This window comes from Streptosporangium sp. NPDC001559, assembly GCF_042893955.1.
GTDB lineage: Bacteria > Actinomycetota > Actinomycetes > Streptosporangiales > Streptosporangiaceae > Streptosporangium.
In genome coordinates, this window is sequence record NZ_JBIAVG010000012.1 from 37,389 (window position 1) to 51,420 (window position 14,032).

A 14,032-nucleotide genomic window follows, 5' to 3' on the forward strand; every position below is an offset into this window, starting at 1 on the left:
GGTCAGAGCCGTCTTTGCCGACTTGCCGACTTGCCGACTTGCCGAGATGTTTCAGCGCTTTTCTCTTCACCGGTGCCTCATGCCGGGTGGCGCTCGACCCAGAAGACGTTCCGGTTGCCCCGCTCGTGCTTGCCTGAGCGGATCACGTACTCGCCGCGCCATCGGCCGATCTGGCCGGTCAGCAGCCGCCCCAGGGACATCGCGTTGGGCAGCCGTCCGGAGGGGGTGGTGATGAACATCCCGTCCCACCGATCGACCTCCTCGAACCCGACCCGATCCGGTTCGCCGGAGTGGCGCAGGTCGGCGGCGGCCATGGGCTGCTGGCCGTGCAGTCGGTGCCAGCAGGACAGGAACGCTCCCCAGCGGGATTCGTCCTCGTCGATGTCGCGGATCTGGCTGGCGTTGGTCAAGAACCCCTCGACGTCGTGGTGGGCGAGGAATCCGCCCAGGGCTTGGGTCCAGGGGGTGAACTGGCGCATGGCCATTCCGGCGGATCGGGGGGCGCCCTGGCCGGTCCAGTCGAGCACCAGGATGAGCAGGTGCCACAGGATGGTCATCTGGTTGCCCGGCACGGTGATCCACTGGTCGAGGTGCGGGATGCCGAACGTGCTCTGGTCGCGCTGGTCGGGCCGGGGCATGTTCGGGTCGAGGTGCACGCGCACCGTGCGGGAGGCCATGTCGCCGCCGACCTGGAGGTTGTTGCCGGTGGCCATCCACAGCCGGTCGTTGACGGTGGCGATGTTGCGGGAGGCGCCCAGCTGGCGGTCTGACCACACCCCGGCGGTCACCAGCAACGCGAGGGTGGCGGAGTCGATGACGGTGCCTTCGGGCAGGTTGTCCCAGATGACCACGCCGACCTGTTCGGCCAGTACCGCGGTGATGCTCTTGCGGAGTTCTTCTTCGGCGTCGGCCCAGGGCATGATGCGCTGGCCGTAGAGCATGCCGGGGCCGCCGGTCAGGATGGATTTGCCGGAGGCGGGCATGGTCGCGTCGATCATCGCGAACGGCGTCAGCGACCGGGTGAAGTGCCGCAGGATCGGCGTGGCCAGCAACGCCAGGTAGTTGGCGCGGTCGGCCGCGCTGGCCCACGGGAAGTCCCGCAGGAACCGGTTGAGCAGGAAGTCACGGGCCTGCTGTACCTGCTGGGCGGTGGGCCGGTCCGGGACCGGCGGCAACGCGACTTTCGAGGCCAGGTACAGGCCGGTCGCCGGGTCGTAGCCGGGTTTTTGCAGGAGGGTGCCGTCGCGGCGCAGGATCGGGGCGCCGATCACGCCGCGCAGCGGCGGCAGGTGCGGCCAGGTCTTGCCCGCCAGCACCGAGGAGAGGATCTCCCGGGGCGGGGTGACCTCCTCCTCGACCAGCTCGCTCCCGCCGGAGGCGTCCTTGCGCGAGCGCATCCGGTAGACGTAGGCGTGCTCGGCCAGCAGCCCGGCCAGGGTGGCCGGGGTGATCGGGCTGGCGGTGGTCGGCAACGGCGAATCCTCGTCAGCGGCCGGGCTGGCCTGTCCGCCGGAGATGGTCTCCATGTGGACCAAGGCGCCGCCGGAGACGTAGGTGTCGGGCAGCAGCCCGTCGGCCAGGCGCCGTTTGAGCACCCGGATGGTCTCCGGGCCGGAGCCGACCTGGACCCGGGGCGCGTCCTGCCCAGGCTGCCCGGCAGTGGCCGGGATGGGTGGTGTGGTGCTGGTCATGCGGGAACGCTCCGAGGTCGTCGAGCCCCGGCGCGGAAACCGGAGGCGATGGTACGGCGGGCCTCACCCTCGGCCAGGCCCGTACGGATGGCGGCGTCGGTCAGCAGGTCGGTGACCTCGCCCTCGCCCAGGGCACCTCCGGCGACGAGCTGCCCGAGGGCGACGGCGGCGCCGTAGAGGGTGGCGTTGCGGTTGGTGTGGGCGGTGGTGGAGGCCAGCGCGGTCAGGCTGGCGCGGATCGCCGCCGTCAGGTACGCGCCCCGGCGTCCGGACTGGAGTTCGACCACGACGGGACGCTGGGGCGGGAGCGGGGCCGGGCGTAGCCGTTCGGCCAGCCAGACGGGCAACGGTGCCGGGTCGGCGGTGTGGAGGGGTTCGTACCATCCGGCGCCATCGGGCAGGTCCACGTAGCTGCCGGGGCCGACAACGTACCCGCCCTCTGCGCGGGTGTCGATCCGCCAGCCGAGGCCGTTGCCCGCCTCGCCGGAGGTGTTGGTCAGGGTGAGGTCGGGCGGAACGGTGAAGTACAGGTGAAGGCCGCCCCGGCGGGTGCGGACGGAGAAGGTCTCCCACGGCACCGCCTGCCCGGCCAGCTCACACAGCAGGGCGAACACATCGGCGCCGCCCTCGACGCCAGGCCGCTGCCACTGGTCGGGTACGGGTTCGCCGGGCTTGGGCAGGTCGAGATCGATCACGACCAGGTGGGAGGGGCCGCAGGAGATGCCGATGTTGAACGGTCGGCGCGCCCAGATCCGGTTGATCACCTCGGGATCGGTGGTGGCGTGCCGCTTCCATCGAAAGCCGGACAGCGGGATCTTGTCGCCGATGGCGACGGGGAAGACGTGCCAGCCACGGGCGGCGGCGGCCAGGGCGCAGCGTCGTTGGGGTGAGGTCATGCGAGGTCTCCTCTCCGCAGGTTTTGGGTGGGTGTGACAGGCCGGGGGCGTCACGGCCGGGGGTTGGGGGAGGGAGTTACAGGTCAGCGGGGGTGTGACACCGTGACAGGAGCCCCGTGACACAGGCGTGACAGGGGTGTGACAGCCCCCGTGACAGGTGCCGTGACACCCGTGACAAGATCATTTCGGGGTGGTTGTTCTCCCCCACGCGCAGCCGCACGCGAGCCGCCGGGGCGGGTGGGGCGGCGTCGGCCGGTGGTCGCACCGGCGCCGCCCCGGGGCCGCTCGGTCAGGCGGCCCGGTCGTAGCTGTCGTCGCTGTCGCCGTCGAGGGGAGACAGGTCGGCGATGGTGAAGGTCCGGCTGGTGCCGGACTTGGTGACGGTCAGGATGCCGCGCTCGGCCAGGTCGGTCAGGACCTTGTAGATCCAGCCGCGGCCGAACCCGGTCGCGTGGCGGGTCGCGGTGAGTTCGTCGTCGGTGGCGGTGAAGGTGCGCCGCCCGGCCTGGTGGCGGCGGCGTAGCCAGGTGTGGATGAGGTCGCGCGCCTGGACGGGGTCCATCTGGACGGTGGGGCCGTCGGCCTGCAGCGCGTCGGCCTCGGCCGCGGTCGGCTCGGGCACGATGTCGTCGGGGTTGGCGGTCAGCGACGGGTCGGGGTCGTCGAGCTGGGCGAGGGTGGCGGTGACGACGTCGCCGGTGGCGCGCAGCTGCTCGACGATCCCGGCCGCGGCGACGTCGTCGGCGCCGATCAGGACGGGCCGCTCGTCGGTGCCCGGGTGCGGGGCGCCGATGACGCCCTTGCGGTGCAACGCCTCCAGCAGGCGCAGGCAGTCATGCCGGTTCGCGCGCAGTCTGCGCTCCAGCAGGGCCGGGGAAGCCTGCTGGGTCGCGATGACCAGTCCGGCAGCCTCAGCCAGCAGATCGGCGAACGCCGCGGCGAACTCCTCGACCTCGTCAGGCTCCCCGCCCTCGGCGGGCAGGGCGGGCGGGGCGGGCATGGCGCCCTCTCCTGCAGGCGTGGCGGGTGCGGAGATCGAGGGGGCAGGGGCAGAAGGGCGGGCCAGCGCCGCAGTGAAGGCGTCCACCTTCTTGGCCGCAGCGGGGAAGGCGGCGGCGTGCGCGGCCATCGCGGCCCGCGCCTCGGCGCTACTACTGCCCCAGGTGAAGGTCCGCATCGGCATGGCGTAGTGCGTCGGGCGGACGCTCTTGCCATCGAGGTAGGCCATGCCGGGGTGGTGGTCCTCCCACTCGTGCGGCTCGACATCGGCCTTCTTCTGGCGGCTGCTGACCCCGTACCTGACGTCGTCGGGGTCGGACAGGCCGAAGCACATCTTGGCCATCTGGGACCGGAAGATCGTGGGGATCTGCGTGTAGTCAGCACGCTGCAGCGACAGGATCACACTCCCGCCCGCCGACCGGAGCTCCTTGAGGATCTCCCCCAGCAGCTCCTCGTCCTGGGCGCCCAGCTCGGCGACGAGCTTGGCGATCTCCTCGACGTGCAGGTACCAGTAGGTCAGCCCGCACCCGGGCTCCCAGGCGTTGTAGCCGCGGCTGGCCAGCCACTTGGTGCGCTTGGGGATCTCGGCATGCAGGGCGCGGATCAGCTGCACCGCCCCGGCCTTGGTGCTCTCGAACCGGTGCAGCCCCTCCCGCAAGGGGCCCATGGTCTGGTCGTCCTTGCTGATGTCGATGGAGAACACCGCCGCGTCGTGGCGGGTGATGATCTCCCCGATGATGTTCCACGCCCCGCCGATGGACTTGCCGGACCCGGTCATGCCCATGATCTGCAGGTGGTGGCCGACGAACCGGTACTGCACGTCGTCGCCGTCCTGGTAGAGCCCGATCCGCAAGGGCTGGTCGATGGAGGCGCCGGGGTGGGACGGGCCGGGCCAGGGGATCGGCTGGCGGATCGCGCGGGGGTTGGAGACGGTGAAGTGCGCCCGGTCGGCGCGGTCGTCGTCGCGGGAGACGGTGACACTGCCGGGCGGCAGCTGCATGCCCGACTCGATCCGGTCCACGCTCTTGATGACGTCGTCGGCGGTCTTCTCGCCGGGCGGCAGCTGCATCTGGCCCTTGACCTTGTGCGCGGTGACCTCGGTGGCCCGCACGCGGGCGCCTTTGAGTCCGGCCTGCTCGCGGGCGCGGGCGAACAACGTCCCCAGTGCGTCGCCGGAACCCTCGCCGTCGCCGTCGCTTGAGGTGTTGCGGATGACGGTGCGGATGTTCCACGACAGGGCGAGGGTGGCGCCGCCGAAGAACAGGGCGCCGTTGACGACCGGCGTGCCGAGGCCGGTGATGGTGGCGGCGGTGAACCAGGCCGAGGCGGCGGCGGTGGTGGCGGTGGCGTGCAACCGGCCGATCAATCGCCGCTGGTGCGTCACCGCCCACGTCAGGCCGGTCAGTACGGTGGAGCCGAGGGTGCAGCCGACCGCGGCCCACGTCACCGCGGGGGCTTGGCCCCACAGGGCGTGGGAGACGGCCCCGGCGGCGGCTTCGGCGCCGAGCACAGCCCATGGCGGCACCAGGACGCCGACCTTGGAGACGGCGGAGGCGGCGAGGCGGTCCATGGTGGCCTCCTGCACCACCGGCAGCAACGGGGTAGAGGTGCTTTTGCGGCCCATCACAGTTCGACCTTTCCCTTGTAGTCCTTGCCCTTGGCGGAGCGCTGCTCCAGCGCCTGCAGGGCCTCCAGGAACTCCTGGCGGAACTGCATGTTGAACTTGACCGCCTCGGCCGAGATCCCCTCGGCCAGCTCCTTCGCTTCGCGCAGGTGGCGTGCGACGCGCCAGGCGCGGGCGCGGATGTCGATGCCCAGCAGCAGCGGGTGCCCCTTCAGCTGCGTCATCGCCGATTCCGCGGCCGATTCGGCGTGGCTGAGTTCGCGGGCGACGTCGTGGGCGAAGAGCTGGGTGGCGACGGTGTAGGCGGTGATCTGGGCCGGAACCTTGCCGTGGAACTCGATCGCGGCGATCTCATCCAGCCGCTGTTGTCCAGTCCCCATGGACGGGTCTCCTTCCTTGGTCGGGTTAGGCGTTGGGGGTGAAGTGGCGCCGGTAGCTGCGGTGGAACTTCTCACCGCGTTCGCCGAGGGCGGCCACCAGGGTCTGGGCGCGCTTGAGGCGCCGGGCCACCCGGCGGGCACGGACTTTGGAGTCCAGGCCGAACAGCAGCGCGTGACCCTTCATGGAAGCCATGGCGGCTTCGGCGTCGGCGGCGGCGATTTCCAGCTCGACGTTCCACCGCTCAGCCAGCGCGGTCAGTGCCCGCCCGTAGGCGTGGAAGGCGACCCCCAGGGAGCCGGTGAACTCGACGCTGGACAGCTCGGTGATGCCGCGTCGGCTGATCGGACGGTTGGTGTGGTTGGGGCGGCTCATCGCCAGACCTCCTCATCGGTGTCGATCACATCGGCCTCCACCACGTCACCGCCGAAGCGGTCGGCGGCGGCCCGGCACTCACCGCCGATGACGGCGGCGAGGTGGCGCAGGGTGGGCAGCAGCGGCGGCCAGCCGAGTAGTGCGCTGATTCCTTCGTCGGCGGCGGTGAGCAGCAGGACCAGCAGCGCCCCCGCGATCCGGGCGAGGACCCGCAGCCGCTGCCAGAAGCTCACCCACGGCCGGGAACGGGACGCGCCGGTCAGGGGCACCACGTCGTGCTCCTTCGGGCAGGCAGTCATCAGGCGCCTCCGGTGTGGGCGTCGCGAGGGTCGTTGCGGACCTTGGAGACCCAGCCGATCGACCAGCCGGTCTTGTCGGCCAGGTCGCGCACGCTCGCCCCAGGGGTGTTCAGGACGAGAGCGCGGGCGTCGTCCTCGGGCATCCGGGGGGCGTTCACCGCAGGCGTCTTGCGGGTGTTCGCCGGAGCGTTCACGCCGGTGCCGCCCGCGTTCAGCGCTTGGCGTTCACGGCGTTCGCGGGCGAGCTGCTCGGCCCGTTCACGGGCTTGGCGCTCCTGCTGCTCGCGCGCCTGGCGTTCACGCTCAGCGTGCTCGCGCTGCTGGCGTTCACGACGCTCCTGCTCGGCCCGCTCCTGCTGTTCACGGGCGTGGCGCTCCTGGCGTTCCCGCTCCTGCTCGCGCTCGATGCGGGCAGCCTCCTCGCGGCGCTGCTCGGCCTCGAACTCGCGCTGCTCACGGGCCATCCGGGCTTCATATTCCCGCTGGTCGCGCTCCAGCTTGGCGGCGTGCTCCCGCTCCTCGCGCTCCAGACGTTCGGCCCGCTCCTGCTGGCGTTCACGCTCGGCGCGCTCGCGCTGTTCACGCTCCTGCTCGGCCTGTTCACGCGCCTGCCGTTCGCGGCGTTCGTGAACACGCTGCCGCTCGGCTTCGGCAGCCTGTTCACGCTCGATCCGATCGAGCGCTTTGGCGATGGCCCGCCGGTAGGCCAGACCCGCCTCGGCGGTCACGATCAGCAGCAGCGGGGCGACGGCGTGAACAGCCACCCCGGCAAGGTCTTGCTTCCATGCGGAGTCGCCGATGTTCAGCGCCACGGTGAACAGGCCGGTGAGCCAGCGCAGCACGACCGGCCACGCCCCGCCGTCACCGCCGAGCCGGGATACCGCCGAGTCGAGCCGGATCACGATGACCACGGCGGCATCGACGACGATCGGCAGGATCGGGGCGGTCCAGTCCCACCCGTCCGGGGTGACCCGCTCCACGAGCGGCGTCACCGTCAGGACGGAGAACAAGACGGCGCCCGCGGTGATGGCCCACGTCCCGACGCTCAGCGTCCTTTCGGCCACCATGATCTGCTTTTGCGACAGGGGCGCACGCTTCATGTCCCCTCCTTCGCCGGAGGCTTTCGGGTTGCGATGCGAATGCTGTGGTGAACCGCCACACCCACCAGCGAGACCAGGAACGCGACAGGGAGGGGAAGCACCATCGAGAGCACGAAGCCCAGCAGGATGACTGTGGCGGTGTGGGCCAGGAGGTCGATGGCCTGCAGAACGACGAAGGCGATGAACGCAACGGTGAAGCGGGCAATGCGGCTCATCACGCCACCTGCCGCAGGTCAGGAGAGGCCTCTGCGCAGTCCAGGCAGGTGCCCAGGTGGCGCGGCAGGACGTAACCGGCGTCCCGGTTGCAGTCCGGGCAGGTCCGGCGGGCGGCGTTGGCTTTGGCCAGCGCGGCCAGTTGGGCGGGGGTGGCGGTGCGCTTGGGCAGCGCGAACCGCACGTCGTACAGGTAGGCGGCGCGCACGCCGGGGGCGCCGTGACGGCGCGAGCGCCACAGGATCTGGGCCTGCACGCCCTGTCCGCCGGGCCGTAGCCCCTCGGTGGCCAGCTGGCGCAGAGTCATCAGGTGGCCAGGCGCCATCCGCCACGGGTAGGTGGGGATGCCGTACCGGGCTCCGGCGGGGTCCCAGAACGCCGCACGAATCCGGCTCATCGGCCCGCCTCCGTCCGGCGGGAGGCGGCCAGGCCGTACCGGGCGGCGGCCGGGGTGGTGGTGTGCTGCCAGAGCAGCGCCCACCGCAGCCGCCGGGCCGGGCGGCCCGTGGCCAGGGTGCGGCGTCGGGCGCGGGCGGTCGGGTGCTGACCGAACACCCACCCGCCGAGGCGGTAGCCGATCGGTTCGGCGGGCAGGTCGGCCAGCGCGGCGGCCACGATGCGCCGCCCCGGCGCCCCGGCCGCGTCCAGCAGCCGCACCGCGTAGGCGTCGGCGTCGTACTCCTCCAGCCGGGAGCGGCGCGCGTCGGCCAGGTGAACACCGAACATCAGTCCGATGAGTGCCAGCAGGGCCAGCGAGGGCAGGTTCAGGGCCAGCCCGGCCAGCAGCGCGGCCTGCACCACGCGCATCCGGTATCGCCGGATGATGCCGTCGCCGTGGTTGAGGGCGTGGTGGGCGATCTCGTGGGCGAGCACCCCATACAGCACCTGCGGAGCGGAGGTCAGCAGGGCGGGGCTGATGTCGATGCGGTCGGTGCCGTTGCACAGGTTCACCGACGCCCTGGCGTTGTGGTCGAGGTTGGGGTCCAGGGTGATCAGCAGGCCGGGCCGGGTGGTGTGGCGGCGCAGCGCGGCGGCCAGGTCGGCCAGCCCGGCCAGCTCGCTCACCGCCTTCTCGGCGGTGACGGCCGGGGGGAAGGTGGTGGTCATGATGCGGGCCTCCTCTCAAGGGCGGGGGTGTGGTGGCCGGTCCACATCCGGCAGAGGGCGGACACGGCGGCGATGTCGGGCAGGTCCTTGGGGCGGAGCGCGGCCTGTTTCCAGGCCAGCAGGCAGGACAGGCGCATGAAGGGCAGGCCGTCGATGACGTCGGCGGTGGCGATCAGCCGGTCACTCGACCAGCCGGGCGTCCATCGGTCGAAGACCTCGATGTCGGCGTGCGGGTGGCGGATGACCTGGCCGTGCCCGGACGGGGCCGGGCGGGGGGCGCCGAGTGTGGCGGCGATGGCCCAGGCCGGGCCGATGGCCAGCACGTCGAGGTCGCCCATGCGGTCGCGCAGGCCGCGCACGTACAGCGCAGCCGATCCGCAGATCACATACGAGCCGTGGGGCAGACGCAGACCGGTCAAGGTGTCGAACAGCCCGGCCGGGTCGGTCAGCAGGGGCAGGAACATCTCAGCCCCCGGAGGAACGGGCCAGGCGGCGGCAGATGCGGCAGCCGTGCATGCGGCGGGCACCGTGCGTGCGGCAGCGCTGAATCTGCGCTCCGGGGCCGTCCGCGCAGCACGGGCACCCGGTCAGGGCGTTGTGGCGGCGCGTGCAGGTCAAGCACTGGAACCGGGCGGCCATCACGCCACCTGCTTGCCGAACTCGGCCACCCGGTCGAGCTGGGCGGCGTGCTCGGCGATCTGCTCAGGCGTGCGGCCCGCCCAGATGCCGGAGGAGGGGCCGACCTTGGCGGCGTACAGGCCGCAGAACTGGAGGGCGGGGCAGGTGGCGCAGACCTCGCGGGCGATCTCCTCGCGGGCGGCCTGCTCGCTGGGCGTCTCGGTGCTGTGCTCGGGGCCGGTGTGCAACTCAGGGTCGTAGGTGCACTCGGGGACCGGCGGCTCGTCCTCGACCCACCAGGCCGCGTCGAGCTGCTCGTCGGTCATCCGGGACGGGTGCAAGGGCGGCAGGGCCTGGGCGCCATAGGCGTCGGCGTAGACGCGGGCCATGATGCCCAGGTCAGCGCCGCTGTGGTTGGTCAGGTCGGTGGTGCACACCGTGCCGAACCGGCCGCCGGTGCGCTCCACCACGGCCAGACGCGCCGCAGCGGGCAGCGACGGGTCCCGCAGACGCAGGCCGTCGGTGATGGGCTCAACCCCGACCGTGTGGTTCGAGGCGGTGGTGTGCAGGCGAACGAGATTTGCCATGATGGCGAGAGCTCCTGACTACTGAAGATGGGATGGGGCTGGCCGGGGCGGTGCGGATCTTGGTGGGTGCGCACCGCCCCGGATCGGTTACGGGCGGGCGGCCTGAGCGGTGATGGTGGCGGCGATCCAGCGGGCTGCGGCGCCCCGGGAGGGCAGGCCGTGCCGGGTCGCGGTGGGCGGGTCGTAGCCGATGCCCGCGCTCCATACCGTTCCGCCTCGGGCGCCGCGGTTGCGGGTGATGACCCCGGCGACGTCGGTGGCGGTGCGGGGGGTGTCGGGGGTGGTGGTGACGAAGTAGCCGACCGGGTCCGGAATCGTGGCCGGGCGGCGCAGGACGGCGGGGCCGGGGTGCAGCCACAGTCCGGCCGCCTTGATGGCGGGCTGGCCGTAGCCGGTGACCCAGGTCGCGGTCAGCCGCTGGTGCGCCTCCGACCGCATCCCCCCGGCGTCGGCGTCGAGGTCGGTGTCGGGGGTGATGCGGGTGGTGAGGTCGTGGACGGTGCCGCATCCCCAGCACACCGCGCGCATCCCCAGCTCGCTTATCCCGCTGGAGTGCTCCAGGCTGAAGGTCTGCACGTCCCAGGCGGGGCGGCGGCAGCCGGACAGGTGGCCGACCGGCTGCCAGTAGAGGTAGGCGTGACGCAGGTTGTTCACCGCTGCCTGCCGCACTGCCCGGTGCCCTCGCACACCCCGCACTTCTGGGTGGAGGTCATCCACCCCTCACCGCCGCAGCAGTGGCAGGGGCCGCGGTGTGCCTTGGCCAGGATCGTTCGGTGAAGCATGATGGGGACGCTCCTTACGGAGTCGAAGGGGACGGCCTTACGTCTTGGCGGATGGGGGCCGTCCCCGGTGATTACCGGCCTGTTGGCCGGAGCGCCCCGGCAGGGAATCGAACCCTGCCTGCGACCATCGGGGCTGATGAATGAGTGCTCCTTGGCGGAGCCGAAACGATAGATCATGCAGGTGTTTTCCCTGGATAAGCCGCCTTTTGTCGGGGAGGCGGTGGCCCTCTTGCTCTCTGTTGAGTTCTCACGTATCGAGCGCGACAGCCCGCCGGGCGCGCGGCTTGCGCCGCCTTCCCGGATCTTCCAGCTGTGCAAAGGCGAAGGGAGAACCTTCAAGTACGTAGAGTACGTACTCACCGGTCTTTCTTCTGAGTACGTACTCTCTACGCTTCAGGCTGCGCTGTCAAGGAGATTGGTACGGTGAGTACGTACAAGCCGGTCAGGGCGAACTAGGAGGACTTCGAAGTGGGGACAGCAGACCCCCGCGCTCTCTGGGAGCGCGTGGCCGATGACTTGAGGGCAGAGATCAACCGTGGAGACCTGAAGGCGGGGGACCCCATCTCGCCGGAGCAGGAACTCGCCGACCGGCACAGGGTCAGTCGGCAAACCGTGCGGCAGGCACTCCAGCAGCTCACCAACGAGGGGCTCCTCCTCAGCGGGCGCGGTCGTGGACGAACCGTCCGCTCACAAACACGGCTGCACTGGCAGCTCTCCCACTTTGAGACCCAGGAGCGACACAGCGCGGAGGCCGACGCATGGAGCAACGGCGTCGCAGATCAGGGGCGCAACCCCCATCAGGACGTCACGGTCGAGATCAACGTGCCGACACCGAAAGTGGCAGAACGACTGGGCCTGAATCAGGATGATCTCGTCGTCGTCCGACGTCGCGTGCGCTACGTGGACGATCAAGCGTTCCAGCTTGCCGACAGCTACTTTCCTGAATCCATCGCACGTGGAACGTTGCTCATGCAGCCGCGTGACGTGTCGGTTCCCGGCGGGATTCTCGCGTCGATCGGATACCCACAGGTCAAGATTGTCGATGAGATCGAAATCCGGATGCCAACGAAGGAGGAGTCGAGCAAGCTCGGAATCGCTGCTGGCACTCCTGTGGCCGAGCACGTCCGGACGGGTTACGGCGAGGACGGCAAGCCTCTCAGAGTCATGATCACAATCGTCCCCGGGGACCGTCACGTCCTCGTCTACGAACTGGAAGCTCAGTGACCGATTCCCCCTCTTCCCCCACTGACGTGACCAACGCCGAAGACCTGTTCGCAGACGATCCGATGTCCCAGCCCCTGACCTATCCGGGGCGTATCCCGCAGACGTCGGGGGTCCTGACCGGCAACCGCTACGTACGGCTTCACGCCCCCGACGGCGAGCCTGCCAGCCGATGGCGCGCCGAGGTGAACGGTGTCAGGCCGACGCTGGCCGAGTTCCTCGGCGACCTTGGCGTGACACCACTTGAGGGACGGCATCGAGTCGTCGCCGTGGGGTCGAACGGTGCGCCCAGCCAGCTCTACCGCAAGTTCGTCAACCATGGTGCCCGGGCAGCCATCCCGATGACACGCGCCAACGTCACCGGGATCGCGCCGGGCGTGTCCGCGCACATCAACCGGAACGGGTACGTCCCCGCAGCGCCGATCGAAATCCCTGAGAAGGCGCATCTCCTGTTTGTGCTCTGGCTGGACGATGAACAGCTTTCCGTGCTGGATGCCACAGAGCCGAACTACCACCGGCGCCTGCTTCCCCCGGGCAAGTTCCCGATCAAGCTGGCATCCGGGGTGGGCCTTCCAGCGTGTCATATCTACGTCGGCAAACATGGCTACCTAGTGGACCGGGCAGGTGTTCCGTTTCGCTTGGGTGAGCAGGCGGAGTTGATCCGTCAGCTGCTCACTCATTCGTCTGCCCTTCGACGCCTGTGTGGCAATACCCCCGAGGAGTTCATCTCTCATGTTCAGGATGAAGCTGTGCGCAAGTTGGCTTATGCAATCTTCCGGAAAGAGGGCCTTGCCCGCCCACAACTTGACTTTCTCAGCCTTCCTACCGAAACGCCGTCACCTAACTCTGACCCGCAAGAAAGATCTTCCTAGGATTTAAAGCTATCAACTTCTGATTCAGTAGCAGCGACGCGTCGATCATGTTGATTAGGAGATCCTGAAGAATCTGTCGCGAGACTCGCCTCCTACCTCTTGCCTGCCGCATGAGCGACGTAAGACCTGGCAACTATAGAATAACCACGTCTACAATTACCCCCTCCACCCCGTCCACCCATGGAAACACAGGGGTTACGCCCGTCATTTCTTGGCACATCATCCTGCATGATCAACTCGCCGTAGCTGATTTTCTACATACACATAAAAGGCGGCCAAGCTCATCCGATTACTGAGACTCACCTCAGAGGGCCAGACCGTACTTGATCAAACCACACAGCATCCACGGCTCGAAGTTCTCCTTGTACTGCAGGACAACACGGAAGCCGATGTTTTGGCACGAACAAAAGCACTATATGGCGCAAGATTGAAGTTGTCTGAATCAGAGGAGGGCATTGACAGATTTCACTTAGCCATGAATCAATGAATACAGGTCAGCATTCGACAGCGAAGGCGGTGGCACAATTTTCAGACAGAGGCAATTCTTGATGAGTGGCGCCTATATTTCGACACTCACAATCACCTTAAATGCCTGGGCCATGAGTCCGGCCGCCGCAAACCCCGTAGACGCACCTAGCGTCACCGCTAAAATTCAGGCCCCACATTGCGTACTCCGTCTATCGAAGAGCAAAAAGACGACTGAAAGTTGTTACAATACTTTCACAGAAGGCATCTCCGACGCGACGGGCCAGCAAATAACCGACGCTCCCGCTAACATTAAAGATGCCGTCGCGGATGCAGCGTTCGATGAGCGCATAAACTCCATTGCACTATCTAAAAATTCACCACACGCCGCACAGGAAAATAGCAACACGGTCATCGGAATCGAATATCAGCTTAATAATCATTCAGGCGAGTCAAAAATTATAGTGGCAGAAAGGGCCTGTAGCAGCGATACAGGTGGTCCAGTAGATTGGCAGATAGACCTAACAGGCTCATGGTGGGACAACAGGATATCCTCATTCAAGGCCTACGCCAGCTGCTACGTAAATCATTATCAGTTTTCCAACTACACGGGGGATGATTTCGGGTGGACCGGATACGGCTATCCGGAGATGGGCAATTTCGATAACAGGACCACATCAATTCAGTGGACGTAGTAAAATTCGACCAGGAGCTACAAGCGTGGAGCTGCAGCTGATCTAGCGGTCGATCTGAAGCGTCGTAGTCTCAGTTTCCGTCTCAGTTCACCTGCGTACAGGACCGTCCA

General features: G+C 68.5%; 18 protein-coding genes. 4 read left to right on the forward strand and 14 right to left on the reverse strand.

The features are described from left to right. Positions 1-77 precede the first annotated feature (77 nt). The 14 genes from ACFYY8_RS25620 to ACFYY8_RS25685 all read right to left on the reverse strand — a co-directional run bounded on the left by ACFYY8_RS25620 (position 78) and on the right by ACFYY8_RS25685 (position 10,669). Positions 78-1,691 (reverse strand): hypothetical protein, encoded by a 1,614-nt coding sequence (locus ACFYY8_RS25620; protein ID WP_390045041.1) that lies wholly within the window; start codon positions 1,689-1,691, stop codon positions 78-80. Next, a complete protein-coding gene (locus ACFYY8_RS25625) occupies positions 1,688-2,587 on the reverse strand; it encodes a bifunctional DNA primase/polymerase (protein ID WP_390045043.1) in 900 nt (299 codons plus the stop codon). Before ACFYY8_RS25625 ends, ACFYY8_RS25620 begins: the two co-directional genes overlap by 4 nt. Positions 2,588-2,876: 289 nt before the next feature. Continuing rightward, the gene (locus ACFYY8_RS25630) at positions 2,877-5,210 is read right to left on the reverse strand and encodes a hypothetical protein (protein WP_390045045.1); all 2,334 of its coding nucleotides are present in this window, start codon (positions 5,208-5,210) and stop codon (positions 2,877-2,879) included. Then, the gene (locus ACFYY8_RS25635) at positions 5,210-5,590 is read right to left on the reverse strand and encodes a hypothetical protein (protein WP_390045047.1); all 381 of its coding nucleotides are present in this window, start codon (positions 5,588-5,590) and stop codon (positions 5,210-5,212) included. The genes ACFYY8_RS25630 and ACFYY8_RS25635 overlap by 1 nt, the downstream gene beginning before the upstream one ends. A gap of 25 nt (positions 5,591-5,615) precedes the next feature. Next, positions 5,616-5,963, reverse strand: coding sequence for a hypothetical protein (locus tag ACFYY8_RS25640; protein WP_390045049.1), 348 nt, complete (start codon positions 5,961-5,963; stop codon positions 5,616-5,618). Beyond that, positions 5,960-6,262, reverse strand: coding sequence for a hypothetical protein (locus tag ACFYY8_RS25645; protein WP_390045051.1), 303 nt, complete (start codon positions 6,260-6,262; stop codon positions 5,960-5,962). The genes ACFYY8_RS25640 and ACFYY8_RS25645 overlap by 4 nt, the downstream gene beginning before the upstream one ends. After that, a complete protein-coding gene (locus ACFYY8_RS25650; RefSeq protein WP_390045054.1) occupies positions 6,262-7,362 on the reverse strand; it encodes a hypothetical protein in 1,101 nt (366 codons plus the stop codon). Before ACFYY8_RS25650 ends, ACFYY8_RS25645 begins: the two co-directional genes overlap by 1 nt. After that, positions 7,359-7,577, reverse strand: coding sequence for a hypothetical protein (locus ACFYY8_RS25655; RefSeq protein ID WP_390045058.1), 219 nt, complete (start codon positions 7,575-7,577; stop codon positions 7,359-7,361). Before ACFYY8_RS25655 ends, ACFYY8_RS25650 begins: the two co-directional genes overlap by 4 nt. Next, the gene (locus tag ACFYY8_RS25660) at positions 7,577-7,972 is read right to left on the reverse strand and encodes an RRQRL motif-containing zinc-binding protein (RefSeq protein ID WP_390045060.1); all 396 of its coding nucleotides are present in this window, start codon (positions 7,970-7,972) and stop codon (positions 7,577-7,579) included. Before ACFYY8_RS25660 ends, ACFYY8_RS25655 begins: the two co-directional genes overlap by 1 nt. Further along, positions 7,969-8,682 carry a M48 family metalloprotease gene (locus ACFYY8_RS25665; RefSeq protein WP_390045062.1) on the reverse strand — a complete coding sequence of 238 codons (714 nt, stop codon included), beginning with the start codon at positions 8,680-8,682 and terminating at the stop codon, positions 7,969-7,971. Before ACFYY8_RS25665 ends, ACFYY8_RS25660 begins: the two co-directional genes overlap by 4 nt. Further along, positions 8,679-9,146 carry a hypothetical protein gene (locus tag ACFYY8_RS25670; protein WP_390045064.1) on the reverse strand — a complete coding sequence of 156 codons (468 nt, stop codon included), beginning with the start codon at positions 9,144-9,146 and terminating at the stop codon, positions 8,679-8,681. Before ACFYY8_RS25670 ends, ACFYY8_RS25665 begins: the two co-directional genes overlap by 4 nt. Before the next feature lie 174 nt (positions 9,147-9,320). After that, positions 9,321-9,887: a WhiB family transcriptional regulator gene (locus ACFYY8_RS25675; RefSeq protein ID WP_390045066.1), complete on the reverse strand. Its 567-nt coding sequence runs from the start codon at positions 9,885-9,887 to the stop codon at positions 9,321-9,323. 87 nt (positions 9,888-9,974) lie between these two features. Further along, entirely contained in the window at positions 9,975-10,541 is a 567-nt protein-coding gene (locus tag ACFYY8_RS25680; RefSeq protein ID WP_390045068.1) for a hypothetical protein, read from the reverse strand. After that, the gene (locus ACFYY8_RS25685) at positions 10,538-10,669 is read right to left on the reverse strand and encodes a hypothetical protein (protein WP_390045070.1); all 132 of its coding nucleotides are present in this window, start codon (positions 10,667-10,669) and stop codon (positions 10,538-10,540) included. The genes ACFYY8_RS25680 and ACFYY8_RS25685 overlap by 4 nt, the downstream gene beginning before the upstream one ends. Positions 10,670-10,844: 175 nt before the next feature. Here ACFYY8_RS25685 and ACFYY8_RS25690 point away from each other — a divergent pair, with 175 nt between their 5' ends. The 4 genes from ACFYY8_RS25690 (at position 10,845) to ACFYY8_RS25705 (ending at position 13,922) form a co-directional block, all read left to right on the forward strand. After that, a complete protein-coding gene (locus tag ACFYY8_RS25690; protein WP_390045072.1) occupies positions 10,845-11,096 on the forward strand; it encodes a hypothetical protein in 252 nt (83 codons plus the stop codon). A 41-nt stretch (positions 11,097-11,137) separates the two neighbouring features. Continuing rightward, positions 11,138-11,893 (forward strand): GntR family transcriptional regulator, encoded by a 756-nt coding sequence (locus tag ACFYY8_RS25695; RefSeq protein WP_390045074.1) that lies wholly within the window; start codon positions 11,138-11,140, stop codon positions 11,891-11,893. Positions 11,894-11,919: 26 nt separating this feature from the next. Continuing rightward, positions 11,920-12,762: a hypothetical protein gene (locus ACFYY8_RS25700; RefSeq protein WP_390045076.1), complete on the forward strand. Its 843-nt coding sequence runs from the start codon at positions 11,920-11,922 to the stop codon at positions 12,760-12,762. Between the two features lie 548 nt (positions 12,763-13,310). Continuing rightward, positions 13,311-13,922, forward strand: a complete 612-nt coding sequence (locus tag ACFYY8_RS25705; protein WP_390045078.1) for a hypothetical protein — start codon at positions 13,311-13,313, stop codon at positions 13,920-13,922. Positions 13,923-14,032 lie beyond the last annotated feature (110 nt).

Excerpts from the sequence above, each read along its gene's own strand:
- ACFYY8_RS25620 (WP_390045041.1), bottom strand. The coding sequence starts at position 1,691 with ATGACCAGCACCACACCACCCATCCCGGCCACTGCCGGGCAGCCTGGG.
- ACFYY8_RS25625 (WP_390045043.1), bottom strand. The coding sequence starts at position 2,587 with ATGACCTCACCCCAACGACGCTGCGCCCTGGCCGCCGCCGCCCGTGGC.
- ACFYY8_RS25630 (WP_390045045.1), bottom strand. The coding sequence starts at position 5,210 with ATGGGCCGCAAAAGCACCTCTACCCCGTTGCTGCCGGTGGTGCAGGAG.
- ACFYY8_RS25635 (WP_390045047.1), bottom strand. The coding sequence starts at position 5,590 with ATGGGGACTGGACAACAGCGGCTGGATGAGATCGCCGCGATCGAGTTC.
- ACFYY8_RS25640 (WP_390045049.1), bottom strand. The coding sequence starts at position 5,963 with ATGAGCCGCCCCAACCACACCAACCGTCCGATCAGCCGACGCGGCATC.
- ACFYY8_RS25645 (WP_390045051.1), bottom strand. The coding sequence starts at position 6,262 with ATGACTGCCTGCCCGAAGGAGCACGACGTGGTGCCCCTGACCGGCGCG.
- ACFYY8_RS25650 (WP_390045054.1), bottom strand. The coding sequence starts at position 7,362 with ATGAAGCGTGCGCCCCTGTCGCAAAAGCAGATCATGGTGGCCGAAAGG.
- ACFYY8_RS25655 (WP_390045058.1), bottom strand. The coding sequence starts at position 7,577 with ATGAGCCGCATTGCCCGCTTCACCGTTGCGTTCATCGCCTTCGTCGTT.
- ACFYY8_RS25660 (WP_390045060.1), bottom strand. The coding sequence starts at position 7,972 with ATGAGCCGGATTCGTGCGGCGTTCTGGGACCCCGCCGGAGCCCGGTAC.
- ACFYY8_RS25665 (WP_390045062.1), bottom strand. The coding sequence starts at position 8,682 with ATGACCACCACCTTCCCCCCGGCCGTCACCGCCGAGAAGGCGGTGAGC.
- ACFYY8_RS25670 (WP_390045064.1), bottom strand. The coding sequence starts at position 9,146 with ATGTTCCTGCCCCTGCTGACCGACCCGGCCGGGCTGTTCGACACCTTG.
- ACFYY8_RS25675 (WP_390045066.1), bottom strand. The coding sequence starts at position 9,887 with ATGGCAAATCTCGTTCGCCTGCACACCACCGCCTCGAACCACACGGTC.
- ACFYY8_RS25685 (WP_390045070.1), bottom strand. The coding sequence starts at position 10,669 with ATGCTTCACCGAACGATCCTGGCCAAGGCACACCGCGGCCCCTGCCAC.
- ACFYY8_RS25690 (WP_390045072.1), top strand. The coding sequence starts at position 10,845 with ATGCAGGTGTTTTCCCTGGATAAGCCGCCTTTTGTCGGGGAGGCGGTG.
- ACFYY8_RS25705 (WP_390045078.1), top strand. The coding sequence starts at position 13,311 with ATGAGTGGCGCCTATATTTCGACACTCACAATCACCTTAAATGCCTGG.